Origin of the sequence: Mesorhizobium sp. M7A.F.Ca.MR.148.00.0.0, assembly GCF_003997735.1 — a bacterium.
Lineage (GTDB): Bacteria > Pseudomonadota > Alphaproteobacteria > Rhizobiales > Rhizobiaceae > Mesorhizobium.
This window is the reverse complement of record NZ_RZTB01000066.1, coordinates 15,116-32,348: the sequence shown is the minus strand read 5'-3', so window position 1 is coordinate 32,348 and position 17,233 is coordinate 15,116. Positions and strand designations below refer to the sequence as shown.

The 17,233-nt window shown below is 63.3% G+C and carries 16 protein-coding genes; 9 read left to right on the top strand and 7 right to left on the bottom strand.

The features are described 5' to 3' along the window. A partial coding sequence (locus EOB49_RS21820) for a GTP-binding protein (RefSeq protein WP_206526126.1) occupies positions 1–562 on the top strand: 562 nt, incomplete at its 5' end. A gap of 257 nt (positions 563–819) precedes the next feature. Then, a complete protein-coding gene (locus EOB49_RS21815) occupies positions 820–1,794 on the top strand; it encodes a WD40 repeat domain-containing protein (protein WP_127382204.1) in 975 nt (324 codons plus the stop codon). Positions 1,795–1,800: 6 nt separating this feature from the next. Here EOB49_RS21815 and EOB49_RS21810 read toward each other — a convergent pair whose 3' ends face one another. Further along, complete coding sequence (locus EOB49_RS21810) at positions 1,801–2,253, bottom strand: hypothetical protein (protein ID WP_127382203.1); 453 nt, start codon at positions 2,251–2,253, stop codon at positions 1,801–1,803. A gap of 156 nt (positions 2,254–2,409) precedes the next feature. On the opposite strand from EOB49_RS21810, the gene EOB49_RS21805 reads away from it, so the two are divergent. From EOB49_RS21805 to EOB49_RS21790, 4 genes are all read left to right on the top strand, one after another. Continuing rightward, positions 2,410–3,789, top strand: a complete 1,380-nt coding sequence (locus EOB49_RS21805) for an aspartate aminotransferase family protein (protein ID WP_127382202.1) — start codon at positions 2,410–2,412, stop codon at positions 3,787–3,789. Positions 3,790–3,800: 11 nt separating this feature from the next. Continuing rightward, entirely contained in the window at positions 3,801–5,207 is a 1,407-nt protein-coding gene (locus EOB49_RS21800) for a glutamine synthetase family protein (RefSeq protein ID WP_127331430.1), read from the top strand. Positions 5,208–5,293: 86 nt separating this feature from the next. Continuing rightward, a complete protein-coding gene (locus EOB49_RS21795) occupies positions 5,294–6,529 on the top strand; it encodes a putative DNA modification/repair radical SAM protein (RefSeq protein ID WP_127382201.1) in 1,236 nt (411 codons plus the stop codon). Positions 6,530–6,531: 2 nt separating this feature from the next. Beyond that, on the top strand, positions 6,532–7,989 hold the full coding sequence (locus EOB49_RS21790; protein WP_127382200.1) for a UdgX family uracil-DNA binding protein: 1,458 nt from the start codon (positions 6,532–6,534) through the stop codon (positions 7,987–7,989). Between the two features lie 63 nt (positions 7,990–8,052). On the opposite strand, the gene EOB49_RS21785 is transcribed toward EOB49_RS21790, so the two are convergent. The 5 genes from EOB49_RS21785 to EOB49_RS21765 form a co-directional block, all read right to left on the bottom strand. After that, positions 8,053–9,318, bottom strand: coding sequence for a glycerate kinase (locus EOB49_RS21785; RefSeq protein ID WP_127382199.1), 1,266 nt, complete (start codon positions 9,316–9,318; stop codon positions 8,053–8,055). Further along, positions 9,315–9,812, bottom strand: coding sequence for a heme-degrading domain-containing protein (locus EOB49_RS21780; protein WP_127382198.1), 498 nt, complete (start codon positions 9,810–9,812; stop codon positions 9,315–9,317). The genes EOB49_RS21785 and EOB49_RS21780 overlap by 4 nt, the downstream gene beginning before the upstream one ends. Positions 9,813–9,877: 65 nt before the next feature. Further along, entirely contained in the window at positions 9,878–10,597 is a 720-nt protein-coding gene (locus EOB49_RS21775; protein ID WP_127382197.1) for an aspartate/glutamate racemase family protein, read from the bottom strand. Between the two features lie 31 nt (positions 10,598–10,628). After that, positions 10,629–11,939 carry a guanine deaminase gene (guaD, locus tag EOB49_RS21770; protein WP_127382196.1) on the bottom strand — a complete coding sequence of 437 codons (1,311 nt, stop codon included), beginning with the start codon at positions 11,937–11,939 and terminating at the stop codon, positions 10,629–10,631. A gap of 1 nt (position 11,940) precedes the next feature. Further along, the gene (locus EOB49_RS21765; protein WP_127382195.1) at positions 11,941–13,158 is read right to left on the bottom strand and encodes a urate hydroxylase PuuD; all 1,218 of its coding nucleotides are present in this window, start codon (positions 13,156–13,158) and stop codon (positions 11,941–11,943) included. Between the two features lie 162 nt (positions 13,159–13,320). Here EOB49_RS21765 and EOB49_RS21760 point away from each other — a divergent pair, with 162 nt between their 5' ends. The 3 genes from EOB49_RS21760 (at position 13,321) to EOB49_RS21750 (ending at position 16,620) form a co-directional block, all read left to right on the top strand. After that, on the top strand, positions 13,321–14,241 hold the full coding sequence (locus EOB49_RS21760) for a LysR family transcriptional regulator (protein WP_027039874.1): 921 nt from the start codon (positions 13,321–13,323) through the stop codon (positions 14,239–14,241). A gap of 103 nt (positions 14,242–14,344) precedes the next feature. Further along, positions 14,345–15,358 (top strand): LLM class flavin-dependent oxidoreductase, encoded by a 1,014-nt coding sequence (locus EOB49_RS21755; protein ID WP_127382194.1) that lies wholly within the window; start codon positions 14,345–14,347, stop codon positions 15,356–15,358. Next, a complete protein-coding gene (locus EOB49_RS21750) occupies positions 15,355–16,620 on the top strand; it encodes an LLM class flavin-dependent oxidoreductase (RefSeq protein WP_127382193.1) in 1,266 nt (421 codons plus the stop codon). Before EOB49_RS21755 ends, EOB49_RS21750 begins: the two co-directional genes overlap by 4 nt. 12 nt (positions 16,621–16,632) lie before the next feature. Here EOB49_RS21750 and xdhC read toward each other — a convergent pair. Then, a partial coding sequence (gene xdhC / locus EOB49_RS37820; protein WP_245472776.1) for a xanthine dehydrogenase accessory protein XdhC occupies positions 16,633–17,233 on the bottom strand: 601 nt, incomplete at its 5' end.

The window sequence follows — 17,233 nt, the reverse complement described above, 5'->3', positions numbered from 1 at the left end:
AGAAGAGCTCGCCAAGGTCGAGGCGACGATCCGCGCCATCAATCCGGCGGCAAAGATCCACCGCACGACCCGAGCCGGCGTCGCCCTGACCGAGGTGCTCGATCGCGGCGCTTTCGACCTGTCGAGGGCGCTGGAAAACGACCCGCATTTCCTTGAGGCGCATGACGATCATCATGATCACGACCACGATCATGATGGCCACGATCATCACCACCATGATCATGACGGGCACCACCATCACGCTCATGCTTCAGACATCCATGACGTGACGGTGCAATCGGTGTCGCTGCGCGGCGGCGAGATGGACCCGAAGAAATTCTTCCCCTGGATCGAGAAGATCACCCAGATGGAAGGCCCCAACATCCTGCGGCTGAAGGGCATCATCGCGCTCAAGGGCGATGATGAGCGCTATGTCATCCAGGGCGTGCACATGATCATTGAGGGCGACCACCAGCGCGCCTGGAAGGACGGCGAGAAGCATGAGAGCCGGCTGGTGTTCATCGGCAGGGAACTCGACGCCGAGCGGCTGAAGAAGAGTTTTGACGCCTGCCAGGCGGCTTGATTTCCAGACTTTATAGCGCTAGCGCTGCCCCTCCTTCCTTCTCCCCTTGTGGGAGAAGGTGGCCGGGCGAAGCTCGGTCGGATGAGGGGTGTTCCAGCTTGGCGCTGACGGAGATCCGTCACCCACCCCTCAACCGTCTCGGCGCTGCGCGCCGATCCACCTTCTCCCACAAGGGGAGAAGGCCGGCCGCACCCAGCCGCGCTGGCGACCCAGCGAGGTTAGACGACCAGCATAAATCTCGAATGGAATAATCTCCCATGCCAACAGTCGCCCCGCTTGGTCTCGAAGGCCACTGCATCGCTGCCGTCTTCCTCGGCGACGTGCCGCATTTCGCGATGGCCGACGGCGCCGTCCATCGGCTCGACCATGGCCACAAGACAGTTCAGGCCAATGACGGGCTGCTCGCCGCCTTTCATGATGCGGCCAATGACCGGCTGATCACCGGCGGCGAGGACGGCAAGGTGTTTTCCGTGAAAGCGGGCGGCGAGGTCACGGAATTGGCAAGCGCGGCCAAGAAGTGGATCACCAGCGTTGCCGCCGGGCCGCAAGGCGCGATCGCCTATGCCTCAGGCAAGACCGCCTTCGTGCGCTTCGCCGACGGCAAGACGAGGGAATTCGTCCATCCGCGTTCGGTCGAGGGGCTGGCCTTCTCGCCCAAGGGCATGCGCTTCGGTGTCGCCCGCTACAATGGCGCGACGCTGCATTTCCCGGCCGCCGAGGGCAAGCCGGTGGAGCTTGAATGGGCCGGCGCCCACACCGGCATCACCTTCTCTCCCGATGGCGCCTTCCTCGTCACCACCATGCAAGAAAACGCATTGCACGGCTGGAAGCTCGCCGACGGCAAGCACATGCGCATGACCGGCTATCCCGGCAAGGTCAAAAGCCTGTCGTGGAGTGTGAAGGGCAAGTGGCTGGCGAGTTCCGGCGCGCCGGCGGCGATCGTCTGGCCGTTTTCAGGCAAGGATGGTCCAATGGGCAAGGCACCGCTGGAGCTCGGCACGCGCGGCAACGCCATGGTGACGGCTGTCGCCTGCCACCCGAGCCAGGATGTCGTTGCCGTCGGCTATGATGACGGGATGGTGATGGCGGTGCGTTTTGCCGACGCCAAGGAAGTGCTGTTGCGACGGCCGGGCAAGGGCGCCATCACCTCGATGATGTGGGACAAGGAAGAACGCCGGGTCGCCTTCGGTAGTGCCGCGGGCGATTGCGGCGTCATCGATATCACGGCCTGACCCCGCTCACTCCGCTCCGCACGACACTTTGCCGCTGATTTCAACCGGTTTGCCGTCCTGGTCCGTATCCGCCGCGGCGTCGTAGACGGCGAGCATATAGCTCCCGTCGTAGACGCCTTCATCGCTGGTCTTGGTCAGGATCGTCAGTTCGACCGAATTGATCTTTTGCGCGACCTCGTGCTCGCGATAGATGTTCAGCCGCAATTCCTTGCCGTCGAGCCAGTACTGCGTCAGGTTGGAATCCTCGAACACCGTCTTGCGCAGGCTGTCGCCGGCAGGCCGGCTCAGAATTTCGAGGTTGCCGCGAAAGTTGAAGGTCGGCCCGCCCATGCCTCTGGTGACGCCTGCCTCGACCTCGAATGTCGCCGCCGGGTCCTCGGTGGAGCACCAGATGCCACCCGACGCGAAGGCAGCGCCAGCCGACGACAGAAGCATTGCCACACACATGATCGTTCGCATTTTACCCCTCCACCTCAATTCCCACTCATATTGGCGCTGACTTCGGCAGCACGGTCAAGCGCCGCCGCCAAAGGCTGAGCCAACGCAGGGCAGATGCGCGGCCAATTGCGGATGCGGACACGGATTGGCTAAGAGGGATCGACCAGAGGGGTTTTCATGCACAGCGACACGTCTAACACGTCCATCGGCGGCATCGGCCGCGACCGCATTGCCGATTTGCGCGAAGCCGAGGGGGCAGCCTTCCGCAAGGCGCGGCCAAAATCGCAGGCCAAGATCGGCAACGGCCTGCCCGGCTTCTTCAGCGGCGTCCCGATGCACTGGATGAACGATTGGCCGACGCCGTTCCCGATCCTGGTCGACAACGCCAGGGGCGCTACGATCATGGATATCGACGGAAACAAGCTCGACGATTTCTGCCTGGGAGACACCGGCTCGATGTTTGGCCATTCGCCGCCACCGGTGGCTCGCGCCATCCGCCGCCAGGCCGGACGCGGCCTGACCTATATGCTGCCTTCGGAAGATGCGCTGGCCATCGGGCCGCTGCTGCAGCAACGCTTCGGCCTGCCGTTCTGGCAGATCGCGACGACGGCGACCGACGCCAACCGCTTTGCATTGCGCGTTGCCCGTGCCGTCACCGGCCGCGAAAAAATCCTGGTCTTCAACGGCTGCTATCATGGCTCGGTCGACGAAACGATGGTGCGGCTGATCGACGGCAAGCCCGTCAACCGGCCAGGATTGGCGGGCGAGTTCCGCGACTTGACCCGCACGGCCAAGGCCATCGAGTTCAACGATGTTTCAGCACTCGAAGCCGCGCTTAGGGATAAGGACGTCGCCTGCGTCATCGCCGAGCCAGTGCTGACCAATTCCTGCATGGTGCTGGCCGATCCGGGCTACCATGACGCCCTGCGCAAACTGACACGCCAAACCGGCACGCTGCTTCTGATCGACGAGACGCACACGATCTCGACCGGCCCCGGCGGCTACACGAGGGAATATGGTCTCGACCCGGACTTCTTCGTGCTGGGCAAGCCGATCGCCGGCGGCGTGCCGGCCAGTGTCTGGGGCATGAGCGACGACGTTGCCTCACGCTACGCGGATTACAACAGGACCAAGGAGCCGGGCTATTCCGGCATGGGCACGACACTCTCGGCCAACCCGCTGCAGTTCGCGGCGATGCGCGCCACGCTCGAAGAGGTGATGACGCAGGAAAACTACGACCGCATGGATCATCTGGCGCGGCGGCTCGATGCCGGGCTGACCGGCGTGATCGATCGCTATCGCCTGCCCTGGCATGTTTCCCGCGTCGGCGCTCGTGTCGAGTTCATCTGTGCGCCCGGTCCGCTGCGCAATGGCGCCGAGGCGGAAATGGCGCATGCACCGGAACTGGAGGCCGCCATCCATGTCGCGCTGGTCAATCGCGGCGTGCTGATCGCACCCTTCCACAACATGATGCTGATCTCGCCGGCGACCTCGGCTGCCCAGGTCAACCGGCTGATCACCGCCTTCGGCGCGGTTGCGGCGAAGCTTGCGGCATGAGACAAGCGGCGATGGACCACCCCAACGTCATGATAACCTCACCTTCGGGCTCGACACCTGCCGAGGCGCAAGCCTTTCTCGACGCCCATCCCGAGATCGAGGCCTTCGATATCGTGCTGACCGATGCCAATGGCGTCGGCCGTGGCAAGATCGTGCGCCGGCATGAACTGAAGAGCATCTTCGAGGGCGGCCGCCATATGCCGATCTCGATCCTCGGCCTCGACATCACCGGCGAGGATGTGCACGAGACCGGACTGATCTGGACGACCGGTGATGGCGACCTTAGGGCATGGCCGATCCCCGGCACGCTGGTGCCGCTCTACGGTACGAGCCCGCCCCGCGGCCAGTTGCTAATGGCGATGTACATGCTCGACGGCCGACCGATGTCGTCGGATCCGCGACTGGCGCTGGCTCGGCAGGTGGAGATCCTCGCGGCCAAAGGTCTCTATCCGGCCGGCGCCTTCGAGCTCGAATTCTTCCTGCTGGCCAATGAGCGCGACGCCGACGGCAAGGTGCAGCCGGCGCGCGCGGTGCTCGATGGCCGCGTCTCGGGCAAGACCGAAGTGTATTCGGTCGACCATCTGCACGGCATGGAGCCGCTGTTCTCCGACATCTATGCCGCGGCCAAGGCGCAAGGCATTCCGGCCGAGACGGTGATTTCCGAATATGCGCCCGGCCAGTACGAATTGACGCTGAACTACCGCAAGGATGTGATGCGGGCGGCCGACGATCTGGTCATGCTGAAGCGGCTGGTGCGGGCGCAGGCGCGCCGCCATGGCGTCACCGCATGTTTCATGGCCAAGCCGATCGAGAAATATGCCGGCTCGGGCATGCATTTCCACGTCTCGCTGCAGGACAAGGCCGGCCGAAACGTCTTTGCCGAAGCCGGCGGCGAGAGCTGGTCGCTGCCGCTGCTGCAGGGGCTCGGCGGCCTGATCCAGACCATGGCGGAATCGATGCTGGTGTTTGCACCGCATTCCAATTCCTGGCGGCGTTTCGTCTCGCAATCCTATGCGCCGGTGGCGCCGACCTGGGGCGTCAACAACCGCTCGGTGGCATTGCGCGTGCCAGCGGGCGATGCCAAGAACCGGCGCATCGAGCACCGGCCGTCCGGCGTCGACGCCAATCCCTACCTGATCGCCGCGACCGTGCTCGCCGGCATCATCAAGGGCATGGATGAAGGCCTCGATCCCGGTCCCGAAACGACCGGCAACGGCTATGAGGCAGCGGTCACGCGCACGACCATGCCTGTCGACTGGCGCGCCGCGATCGAAGCGGCGCGGACGTCCAGCTTCCTGAAGAACGCGCTCGGCGAGGACCTGCACCGGACCTTCGTGGCGATCAAACAGTCAGAATATCTGCGGGTGGCACGCACGGTCAGCGAGTTGGATTACCACCTCTATCTGCACGAGGTTTGATGGATTCATGATGGGCGGCGATCACTTTTTCGCCGCCTCCATCAAATGAGGTAGCGGATCTCCTGTTTAGAACATATCATGAACAGATGAGTGCACTTACCGTCCGTGAAAAGCTGGCGATCCTCTCCGACGCCGCCAAATACGATGCCTCCTGCGCCTCTTCCGGTGCGGCGAAAAAGGACTCGCTGAAATCAGGCGGCATCGGCTCCACCGAGGGCATGGGCATCTGCCATTCCTATGCGCCGGATGGCCGCTGCATTTCCCTTCTCAAGGTCCTGCTGACCAATTTCTGCATCTACGATTGCAGCTATTGCATCAACCGCTCGTCCTCCAATGTGCGGCGCGCCCGTTTCACCGTCGACGAGGTGGTGAAGCTGACCATGGATTTCTACCGGCGCAACTACATCGAAGGCCTGTTCCTGTCTTCAGGCGTCATCCGCTCGCCGGACGAGACCATGGGCGAGATGGTCGAGGTGGCGCGCCGGCTGCGGCTGGAGGAGAAGTTCTCCGGCTATATCCACCTGAAAACCATTCCGGAAAGTTCGGCCGAACTGATCGAGAAGGCAGGGCTTTATGCCGACCGGCTATCGATCAATGTCGAACTGCCGACTGATGAGGGTGTGAAGCGGTTGGCGCCCGAGAAGAAGCCGGAGACAATCCGGCTTTCGATGGCCAGGCTGCGCCAGAAGATGGAGGAGAAGGCCGAGCCTACTTTGAAAACCAAAAAGCGCGAACGCTTTGCGCCGGGCGGCCAGTCGACGCAGATGATCATCGGCGCCGACAAGACATCCGACGACGGCATCCTTCACACCAGCGCGCGGCTCTATGGCAGCTATCATCTGCGGCGCGTCTATTACTCGGCTTTCAGCCCGATTCCGGATTCGTCATCGTCGCTGCCCTTGCTGAAACCACCGCTGATGCGCGAGCACCGGCTCTATCAGGCCGACTGGCTGATGCGGTTCTATGGGTTTTCGCAGCCGGAAATCCTTGCCGGGAGCAGCGACGGCATGCTCGATCTCGCCATCGACCCGAAGCTCGCCTGGGCGCTGCGCAACCGGGGGCAGTTTCCGGTCGACATCAACCGCGCCGACCGCGAAGCTCTGCTGCGGGTGCCGGGTCTCGGCACCAAGGTGGTGGCAAAGATTTTGGAGACGCGCCGGCATCGGCGCATGCGGCTGGAGGATGTCGGGCGGGTCTGCCAGTCGATCGCCAAGCTCAGGCCGTTCATCATCGCCGAAGGCTGGTCGCCTGGTGCGCTGACCGACAAGGCCGGCCTGCGCGACAAGATCGCCCACTCCTGCGAACAATTGTCGTTGTTTTGATCATGCGGCCGGCGGAACTCGATCTCGCCAGATACAGAGTTCGGCTCGACAGCGAGACGGATTTTGCCGGCTGGCGTGACGCGGCACGGCGGCTGGCCCTGAATGAGGTCAGGCCCGAGGACGTCTACTGGCATGTCGCGCCGGGCTCTGATCAGGCAGAATTGCCCGAAGTACCTGCGCGCGCGCAACTCGTCGTGCCGCGCGACTTCATCGGGCATGCCGAAACGGCCTTCTGCCATTCCGATCCCGGCCGGTTTGCCTTTCTCTACCGAATGCTCTGGCGGTTGCGCGACGAGCCTAAACTGCTGGAAATCGCGTCGGATCCCGACACCAGGCGGCTTGAGGCCATGGAAAAGGCGGTTCGGCGCGACAGCCACAAGATGCATGCCTTCGTACGCTTCCGGAAAATCGGCGACGATGCCGATGAGCGCTATGTCGCCTGGTTCGAGCCGGATCATTTCATCGTCGAGCGCAACGCCGATTTCTTCGTCAGGCGTTTCACCGGCATGCGCTGGACGATCCTGACGCCCTACGCCTCCGCCCATTGGGGTGGCGAAAGGCTGGCTATCGGACCGGGCGCGGCCAAGGGCGATGCGCCGGATCAAGACGACACCGAGGCGCTCTGGCGCATCTATTTCGAGAACATCTTCAATCCGGCGCGATTGAAGGTGAAGGCCATGCAGAAGGAGATGCCGAAGAAATATTGGCGGAACCTTCCCGAGGCTTCGCTCATTCCAGACATGATCGCAGGAGCGGACAAGGCCGCCAAGGACATGATTGCGAAGATGCCGACAACACCCGCGCCGCACCACGCCAAGGTGCAGGCACGGCATTGGCCGAAGCAGCCCGCCGAAGCACCGGAAGATGATGCAGACACGATTCCCGAGTTGCGTGAGGTAGCGAAAGGCTGCCGCCGCTGCCCGCTGTGGCGCGACGCGACGCAGACCGTCTTCGGTGAAGGCCCCGACAATGCCAAGGTGATCTTCGTCGGCGAACAGCCAGGCGATCAGGAGGATCTCGCCGGCAAACCTTTCGTTGGTCCGGCCGGCAAGGTGTTCGATGCGATCCTGGATGATGCCGGTGTCGATCGGCAAAAGGTCTATGTCACAAACGCGGTCAAGCACTTCAAGTTCGAGCCGCGCGGCAAGCGCCGCATCCACTCCAAGCCGAATTCCGGTGAGATTCAGGCCTGCCGCTGGTGGATCGACCAGGAATTCGAGCTGATCAAGCCGAACCTCGCCGTGGCACTCGGCGCGACGGCGGCGATGTCGCTGCTCGGCAAGGCGATCCCGGTGACAAAGATGCGCGGACAAGTGATCGAGCGCGAGGACGGATTGCGCGTGTTCATCACCATCCATCCCTCCTTCATTCTGCGCATCCGCGAACCCGCGGACAAGGAGGCTGAACGCGAACGGTTCCTGCAGGATATGAAGCTGGTGAAGCGGCTGATGGCCGCCTGACCAGTCTGTTTTTCGCAATTCCGGACGGAAAACCGCTTCACACTTTTCCTGGAATTGCTTCAGCTACCTGATCAGAATTGCCCTGAGATCGTTGACATTCGTACCGGTCGGGCCGGGTACGAAGAGATCGCCAACTGCGTTGAAGGCCGTCCAGGCATTGTTGCCGGCAAGCATGGCCTTGGCGTCCACCCCGGCTGCGCGCATGCGCGATACGGTCGAGCCATCGGCGAAGGCGCCGGCATTGTCTTCCGAACCGTCAATGCCGTCGGTGTCGGCGGCCAGTGCGTGGATGCCGTCGACGCCATTGGCGCCTATGGCGAAAGCCAGCAGGAATTCCGAGTTGCGGCCGCCCTTGCCTTTTGCCCGCAGGGTCACGGTTGTCTCGCCGCCCGATAAGATGAGCACCGGCTTTGGAAATGGTCGATTGTGCATCGCCACTTCACGCGCGATCGCGGCATGGACGCCGCCCACCTCGCGCGCTTCGCCCTCAATGGCATCGGAGAGGATAACGGTCTCGACACCCTGCCGTTTCGCTTCCGCAGCGGCGGCTTCCAGCGATACCCCGGCCGAAGCGATCAGATGCACCTCGTTGCGCGAAAAACGCTCGTCGTCCGGGCTTGGCGCATCGGCGGCCGGCGAATTGATATGCGCCATCACCGAGGCCGGCAGTTTCATGCGATAGGCCGATATCGAGGCCAGCGCGTCGGCGCGGCTGCCTGTATCCGGTACGGTTGGGCCGGAGGCGACCATTGCCGGATTGTCGCCGGGAATATCGGAGACGATCAGCGACACCACCCTGGCCGGCCATGCGGCCGCTGCCAGCCTGCCGCCCTTGATGGTGGAAAGGTGCTTGCGGATGGTGTTCATCGCCGCGATCGGCGCACCCGAGGCGAGCAGCGCCTCATTGACGGCGATCTCGTCGGCCAGCGTCAAGCCGCCGGCGGGCGACGGCAACAGCGCCGATCCGCCGCCGGAAATCAGCGCCACCACCAGGTCATCCTCAGTCAGATTCTGGACCTTGGCGAGCAGGCGCCGCGAGGCTTCCAGACCGGCAGCGTCCGGCACCGGATGAGCCGCCTCGATGATCTCGATGCGCTCGCAGGTCGCGCCATAGCCATAGCGGGTGACGACCAGCCCTTCGATGGGGCCGTCCCACGCTTTCTCGAACGCTGCCGCCATCTGCGCCGAGCCTTTGCCCGCGCCGATGACAATGGTGCGGCCCTTCGGCTTGGCCGGCAGATGATCCCGGATGGTTCGCTCCGGATCGGCGGCGGCGATGGCGGCGTCGAAGATGGAGATCAGGAATGTCTTGGGATCAAGCACGGTCATTCGGCTTCCGGAGGCAACGCCAGGCCGCGCTTGTCGACGCCCAAATGATCGCATAGCGCATCGACGACGACGCCGTGATCCTCGCGCTCCGGCAGTCCGGAGACGGCGATCACCCCGATGACGCCGGCGCCCTTGACGGTCACCGGAAAGCCACCGCCGGCCAGCACGTAGTCGGCAATATCCAGCCCTTCGCCGATCTTGAAGCTGCGGTCCGGGCGCTGCTGTTCCAACACCATACGATAGGTGCTTCTCAGGAACCGTTTGACCACATTGATCTTGCGCCGCGCCCAGTCGGGATTGGAAGCATTCGAGCCCGGCAGCGCGGCATAGAACAGCGGCCGATCCCACAGCCTGATATCGACAATGATCGGCATGGCCTCGGCCAGTGCCCGCTCACGGATCGCCGCGCCGATCTCGAAGGCGACGGCCTCGTCGAACGCCGGGAAGACCAGCGTCTCTTCCTGTCTTTTAATAGTCTCGATGTCGTCGGCCACTGTCTCGCTCCCGATGTCGTTGTTGGCTTTCGCCGACTATCGCGGCGCGGTCAAGACGTCAGCGGTCAGGCGCGCCCATCTGCTAGGACTATGTCCAGCGCCGCCTCGGCATGAAGTTGGGTGACGTCGAAAGCTGGCAACGGATAGTCGTCCAAAGCGGCCAACAGCGGAAGCTCGGTGCAACCTAAGATCACCGCCTGCGCGCCGCGCGCCTGGAGGTCCAATGCCATATCCATCAGCGCAGCCCTTGAGTCCTGCTTCACGATGCCCAACGTCAGTTCATCGATGATGATACTGTGCAAGGCTTCACGTTGTTGCTGCGGCGGTGTGAGGACTTCGAGGCCATGACGCTGGCGCAGACGTCCCGAGAAGAAATCCTGCTCCATCGTATATCGCGTTCCCAACAGCCCCACACGCGCGAAGCCCCGTAACTGAATGGCCTGCGCTGTGGCATCGGCGACATGCAGCAGTGGGACGGAAAGCTGAGCCTCCACTTGGTCGGCCACACGGTGTGCGGTGACTGAGGTGAGCATCACTAAATCGGCGCCGGCCCTTTCCAGGTTTCGCGCCGCTTCGGCTACCGTTTCAGCGAGATCATCCCAGCGTCCGAGCGCGGCCATCTCGTTCAGTTCGTCGAAATCCAACGTGAACAGGACCGACCTGGCATTGTGATGTCCGCCGAGGCGCCGATGCGCGGCCTGATTGAGCAGCCGATAGTAAATCGCGCTCGATTCCGAACTCATCCCGCCTACCATACCGATGAGTTTATTCTGACGGACGGTCATCGACGGGGCTCCCCTCGCACCTGCCGCTGCACTATAGCAGATCGCTCTTCGCTGCGCGCCCCGCGACATAGACCTCGCGCACGGTGCGGTCGTCGCCAAGCGTCTGCAGGAGAAACAGTTCCTGCGCCAGCGTCTCGACCGTTTCCATCCTGAGTCGCATCGCCGGCGTCGCCCTGGCGTCCAGCACGACGATGTCGGCATCGGTGCCCTCGTCCAGCGTGCCGATCTTGTCGGCCACCGACAGCGCCTCGGCATTGCCGCGCGTCATCTGCCAGAAGGACTGGAGCGGGTTGAGCTTCTCGCCGTTCAGCGCGATCACCTTGTAGCCCTCGTCCATGGTGCGCAGCATGGAGTAGTTGGTGCCGCCGCCGACATCGGTGGCAGCGGCGATCCGGATCGGCTTGTCGCGGCGACGAAAGCGCTGATAGTCGAACAGGCCGGAGCCGAGGAACAGGTTGGAGGTCGGGCAGAACACCGCCACCGAGCCACTGTCGGAAAGCGCATCCGCTTCGCGCTCCGAGAGATGGATGCAGTGCCCGAACAGGCTCTTTTTGCCCAACAGCCCGTAGTGCTCGTAAACGTCGGTATAGTCGCGCGACCACGGGTAGAGTTGCTGCGTGAAGGCAATCTCAGCGTGGTTCTCCGACAGATGCGTCTGCATGTGCAAATCGGGATGTTCGCGGCACAGCGCGTCCGCCATCTCCATCTGCTCCGGCGACGAGGTGATGGCGAAGCGCGGCGTGATGGCATAAAGCTGCCGCCCCTTGCCATGCCATTCCTTGATCAGCGCCTTTGTGTCGTCATAACCCGATTGCGGTGTGTCGAGCACGCCGTCGGGCGCATTGCGATCCATCATCACCTTGCCGGCGATGTTGAGCATGTTGCGGTCATGCGATTCGGCAAAGAAGGCCTCCACCGAAGCCTTGTGCACCGAACAGTAGGCGGCAACCGTCGTCGTGCCATGGCGCACCATTTCGTCGAGGAACAGCCGCGCGATGCGGCGGCCATGCTGGGCGTTGGCGAACTTCGTTTCCTCCGGAAAAGTGTAGGTGTTCAGCCAGTCGAGCAGTTCGGCGCCATAGGAGGCGATGACCTGCATCTGCGGAAAATGCACATGCGCATCGATGAATCCGGGCAGCAGCAGATGCGGCCGGTGGTCGATTTTCTTCGCCGTCTTGCCGGCCTGCTTTTCAACATCGGCATAGGTGCCCGCAGCGACGATCCGGCCGTCGCGGATCAGCAGGCCGCCATCCTCCTCGTAGCGCCAGGCGGAATGATCGTCGATGGTCTGCGGCCAGCGCACGAAGGACAGCGTGCGGCCGCGCAGAAGTGTCGAGTTCATGCTATCTCCCTGCGCCTTCGAACCAGGCCACCAGCAGTGCCCTTTCCTTGTCGGTAATCTGGCTGACGTTGGCGGGCGGCATGGCGTGGCTGCGACCGGCCTGCAGATAGATCTCTCGGGCGTGATTGGCGATGTCGGCATCGGTGTCGAGCATCACGCCCTTCGGTGCATGATAGATGCCCTCATAGACCGGCTCCGCCGCATGGCACATCGAGCAGCGGCCGAGCACGGTGTCGCGTACGGCCGGGAAATGCACTGAAGCGACATAGATCTGCGCCGCCGCCGATTCCTTCGGTTCGCCGATCAGCACCTTCGGCGCGGTCGACAGCCAGATGATGACAATGAACAGGACGAGTGCCGCCATCCAGGTCCAGGTCGGATTGCCCTTGCGGGCATGGACCGAGTTGAAATAGTGCCGGATCAGCACGCCGATGATGAACACCAGCGAGGCGATGATCCAGTTGAACTCAGTACCGAACGCCAGCGGATAGTGGTTCGACAGCATCAGGAACAGCACCGGCAGCGTCAGATAATTGTTGTGAAGCGAACGCTGCTTGGCGATCTTGCCATATTTCGGATCGGGCTTGCGGCCGGCGATGAGGTCGGCGACAACGATCTTCTGGTTTGGGATGATAACCATGAAGACATTGGCCGACATGATCGTGGCGGTGATGGCGCCCAGATGCAGAAAGGCGGCGCGGCCGGTGAACAGGTGCGTCAGCCCCCAGGCGATGAACACCAGCACGCAGTAGAGCACCAGCATCAGGCCGGTATCGCTTTTTCCCAGCGGCGAGCGGCACAGCAGATCATAGACCACCCAGCCGACGCCGATCGTTGCCAGCGACAGCAGGATGCCTGTAGGCACCGACATCGGCAGCACGTTCGGATCGATCAGGAACAGATCGGCTCCGGCGTAGTAGACGACGCACAGCATGGCGAAGCCGGACAGCCAGGTGGCGTAGGATTCCCATTTGAACCAGGTCAGGTGTTCAGGCATTTCGGCTGGTGCCACGAGATATTTCTGGATGTGGTAGAAGCCGCCGCCATGCACCTGCCATTCCTCGCCGAAGGCGCCGACGGGCATGCCGGGACGCTGGCGCAGGCCAAGGTCGAGCGCGACGAAGTAGAAGGACGAGCCGATCCAGGCGATGCCGGTGACGACGTGCAGCCAGCGCACGGCAAAACTCAGCCAGTCCCAGAAAATCGCGAAATCCATCATTGAAATCGTCCCTGCCGATCGGGCGACTTTACGGGTTGGAGCGCAAACGGAAAGAGGCGAGGTGCACGATGACTTTCAAAAAAAAATGGAAAATACTAGGGTAGTCACACGCAGCAGGATGGGAGCCGCCCGAAGGCGGCCTCAGGAAAGCCACTAAACCGCATGGCCTATCTCGACAACATTGCCGTCTTCGTTCGCGTGGTCGAACTCGGCAATCTGTCGGCGGCCGGGCGCGACATGCGGATTTCGCCGGCGGTCGCCTCCAACCGCATCAAGGAGTTGGAGAAGCACCTGGGCGTGCGTCTGTTCAACCGCACGACGCGGCAATTGATGCCGACCGAGCATGGCACGGTTTTTTACGGGGGCGCAAAGCAGGTGCTGGAGGCGATCACCGAAGCGGAAGCCGCGGTCTCGGCGCTTTCCGGTCAGCCGCGCGGCACCATCCGCGTCACCGCCCCCTTGGGCCTCGGCCGTCGGTTGGTGGCCTCGGGCATTCCCGATTTTCACGACAAATACCCAGACATCGAGGTGAGGCTGAGGCTTTCGGATCACAATGTCGACATCATGAAGGAAGGCATCGACGTCGCCTTCCGGCTCGGCATCATCGAGGATTCCAGCCTCAGGATGCGCGGCATCATGGAATGCGAGCGCGTGCTGGTGGCGGCGCCGAAATATCTCGAGGCGCGCGGCGAACCGATCGAGCCGCAGGAACTGATCGGCAAGAAGCACGACTGCCTGATGCTGCGTTATTCCGGCGCGCGCGAATATGTGTGGACGCTGCAGACCCCCACGGGCCCGCAGAAGTTCGAGGTACACGGACCCTACGACACCGACGATGGCGACGTGCTGACCGGCTGGGCGCTTTCAGGCCGCGGCATCATCAACAAGCCGCGCTTTGAGGTCGAGCCGTTCATCCGCGACCGGCGGCTGAAGGTGATCCTGAGCAGCACGCCGCCGACACCGGTGCAGTTCGCCGCCGTCTATCCGCACAAGAAGCTGCAGGATCCAAAAGTGCGGCTGCTGCTCGACTTCATGGCCGAGCGCTGCCAGCGACTGATCAACGATCTGTTAGCTGGGAAATAATGCTGGCCTCCACGTGACCGGCGGTTGGCCCAGCGCCAGCGGTTGCCATCCCCTGAAGTGGCGAACATAGTTCGGGTGGTATTTCGTCTCGCAGGCACCATCGATGGACAGCGGCGCCACAATGCATCTTGCCGTTTCGCTGTTTCCGGGGATCGCCGATCCATCGCCGGAACCGGGATTCAGCCGCCTGACTGGTTTCGTGCAAAAGGCCGAAGCAGCGGGCCTGGACATGGTGCTGCTTGCCGATTCCGCACCGGCGTCCGGCGGCGGTGCCGCGAACAGCCCGATGCCCTTCGAAGCGACCACTTTGCTGGCCGCATTGGCGACTGTCACAAGCAGGATCGGGCTCGTCGCCGCGGCATCGACCGTCGCCCACCAGCCATACAATCTGGCGCGCCGTTTCGCCTCGCTCGACATTATCGGCCATGGCCGCAGTGGCTGGAACGCAACCATGACGCAAGCGCCACGGGAAGCAGCCAATTTCAGCCGGCCCGAGGGATTTTCGCCTGACGATTTCCGCCGTCGCAGTGAGGAATATATCGGCATCGTGCAAGGTCTGTGGCGGGGCTGGGATGCGGACGCGCTGCTGTTCGACCAGAGCGGCGGCCGCTTCCATGACCCCGAAAAGATGCATCTGCTCGACCACAAGGGCGGGTTCTTTTCCGTGCGCGGACCGCTGAACGTCGCACGCTCGCCGCAGGATACGCCAGTGCTCGTCTTGTCGGGCTTGAGCGAAGCCGACCTGGATATTGCCGCCCGCATCGCCGATGTCATCCTGCTGGATGACGGACCGGTGGAGGGCGCGACAGGACGCTATGACGATATCAGGCGCCGTGTCGCAGCCTGTGGACGCGACCCGGATGCCGTCAAGGTGCTGACGAACGTCGCGCCAACCGCCGATAGTAAGCCGGCTGCCGTCGCCGAGAGGCTGGAAGAGGAATTCCGGGCGAAAAGCTGCGACGGGTTCAACATCCTGATGCCGGCACAGCTTTCAGCGCTCGACGATTTCGTCGATCTGGTTTTGCCGGAACTGAGGCAGCGTGGCCTGTTTCGAGAGAACTATCGCGGCACGACGTTGCGCTCGCATCTCGGGCTTGCCGGCGGAGGTGACCGATGACCGCTCGCCAGATCAAGCTCGGCGCCTTCCTGTGGGCGACAGGCCACCACATCGCGGCCTGGCGCCATCCCAAGGCACACGTCACCGCCGGCACTGACATCGACCATTACATCGCGCTGGCGCGCACGGCGGAAGCGGCGAAGTTCGACATGATCTTCTGCGAGGATGCCGCAGGCCTGCGCGAAGCCAATGTCGGCATTGCCAGCCAGACTTCGCGCTCGATCGGCTTCGAGCCGATCAGCCTGCTTTCGGCGCTCGCCGTCCAGACCAGCCGCATCGGCCTCGTCTCGACGGCCTCGACAAGCTACAACGAGCCCTATGGCCTGGCGCGAGCCTTCCTGTCGCTCGACCATCTGAGCGGCGGCAGGGCCGGCTGGAACCTGGTCACCTCGGCCAGCCCCGTCGAGGCCGCCAATTTCGGCTCGACCGGCCTCAAGCCCCATGCCGATCGCTATGAGCGCGCGCGCGAATTCGCCGAGGTGGTAACCGGGCTCTGGAACGGCAAGCTCGATGGCGCTTCTGGATCCGGACATGACGGCCAGAGCTTTTCGGTTCGCGACCCGCTCGATCTGCCGCGTTCGCCGCAGGGCGCGCCGGTGATGGTCCAGGCCGGCGCCTCGGATGTCGGCCGCGACCTTGCCGCCCGCACCGCCGATGTGGTGTTCACCGCGGCGCAGACCTTCGAGGAAGCGAAGGCCTTTTACGACGACCTCAAGGGACGTCTGGCGGCCTACGGGCGCGAGCCTGACGACATCAAGATCATGCCGGGCGTCGCGCCAGTGGTGGCGGAGACCGAAGCGGAGGCCCGTGAAAAATATGAGGAATTACAGGCGCTGATCCCCGACGATGTCGGTGTGGCGCTGCTGTCCAGCTATCTCAGCATCTCCGATCTGTGGCGCTATCCGATCGACGGGCCGCTGCCGGACCTGCCGGAGAGCGAGGGGATGAAAAGTCGGCAGGCGCTGGTCATCGAGCAATCGCGCCGCGACGGCCTCTCTATCCGAGAGCTTGCCCGGCATTTCGCCGGCGCGCGTGGCCATTGGCGCATCGTCGGCACGGCGGCCCAGGTGGCCGATGAGTTGCAGGCGCGGTTCGAAGGCGGTGCCGCCGACGGCTTCAACGTCATGCCCTCTTATTTCCCCGGCGAACTCGATGCCTTTGCGATGCTCGTCGTGCCGGAACTGCAGCGGCGCGGCCTGTTCCGCACGGAGTACGAGGGCCGCACATTGCGCGACCATCTGGGGCTGAAGCGGCCGGTTTAGCTGTGGCGCAGCCTAGCCTGCCATCACCCTGCCATGCGGAATTTGATGGTCGGCACTTGAGGTTGCGTTGTGACTGACCAGCGCCGTCATGATCTCGGCTGCCGCCAGCGCCGCAATGACCTGCGGGCGCTTGTCCTTGACCGTATCGCCGCCGATCGGCGAGACGAGGCGGGCAAACTCGGCCTCGCTGCCTGCCGCTGATTTCAGGAACCAGTTCCTGAACGTCGCTTTCTTGGTCTTCGAGCCGATCATGCCGACATAGGCGGTGTCGCCGCGCTTCAGCGCCTCGGCGACGATCAGGAAATCCAGCGCATGATCGTGGGTGAGGATGGCAAAGGCGGCGCCGGCAGGGGCATTTCGCACCATCGCTTCCGGCATAGCTGTCAGCCTGGTCTCGACGGTTTCCGGCATGTCTTCCAGTGCCTCGGCCCGCGTCTCGATGACGACGCAATGCACGGGGAGAAGTGCTATCGTCGACGCCAACGCCTGGCCGACATGGCCGCCGCCGAAGACGTAGACACGCGGCAAGTGAGCCTCCCCAGCTTCCGCAGCCGCAACCAGATCGGCGGCAAGGGCTGCATCGACGAGCCGGATCAGCACTTCGACGCGCCCG

Excerpts from the sequence above, each read along its gene's own strand:
- EOB49_RS21815 (WP_127382204.1), top strand. The coding sequence starts at position 820 with ATGCCAACAGTCGCCCCGCTTGGTCTCGAAGGCCACTGCATCGCTGCC.
- EOB49_RS21810 (WP_127382203.1), bottom strand. The coding sequence starts at position 2,253 with ATGCGAACGATCATGTGTGTGGCAATGCTTCTGTCGTCGGCTGGCGCT.
- EOB49_RS21805 (WP_127382202.1), top strand. The coding sequence starts at position 2,410 with ATGCACAGCGACACGTCTAACACGTCCATCGGCGGCATCGGCCGCGAC.
- EOB49_RS21800 (WP_127331430.1), top strand. The coding sequence starts at position 3,801 with ATGGACCACCCCAACGTCATGATAACCTCACCTTCGGGCTCGACACCT.
- EOB49_RS21795 (WP_127382201.1), top strand. The coding sequence starts at position 5,294 with ATGAGTGCACTTACCGTCCGTGAAAAGCTGGCGATCCTCTCCGACGCC.
- EOB49_RS21790 (WP_127382200.1), top strand. The coding sequence starts at position 6,532 with ATGCGGCCGGCGGAACTCGATCTCGCCAGATACAGAGTTCGGCTCGAC.
- EOB49_RS21785 (WP_127382199.1), bottom strand. The coding sequence starts at position 9,318 with ATGACCGTGCTTGATCCCAAGACATTCCTGATCTCCATCTTCGACGCC.
- EOB49_RS21775 (WP_127382197.1), bottom strand. The coding sequence starts at position 10,597 with ATGACCGTCCGTCAGAATAAACTCATCGGTATGGTAGGCGGGATGAGT.
- guaD (WP_127382196.1), bottom strand. The coding sequence starts at position 11,939 with ATGAACTCGACACTTCTGCGCGGCCGCACGCTGTCCTTCGTGCGCTGG.
- EOB49_RS21765 (WP_127382195.1), bottom strand. The coding sequence starts at position 13,158 with ATGATGGATTTCGCGATTTTCTGGGACTGGCTGAGTTTTGCCGTGCGC.
- EOB49_RS21760 (WP_027039874.1), top strand. The coding sequence starts at position 13,321 with ATGGCCTATCTCGACAACATTGCCGTCTTCGTTCGCGTGGTCGAACTC.
- EOB49_RS21755 (WP_127382194.1), top strand. The coding sequence starts at position 14,345 with ATGGACAGCGGCGCCACAATGCATCTTGCCGTTTCGCTGTTTCCGGGG.
- EOB49_RS21750 (WP_127382193.1), top strand. The coding sequence starts at position 15,355 with ATGACCGCTCGCCAGATCAAGCTCGGCGCCTTCCTGTGGGCGACAGGC.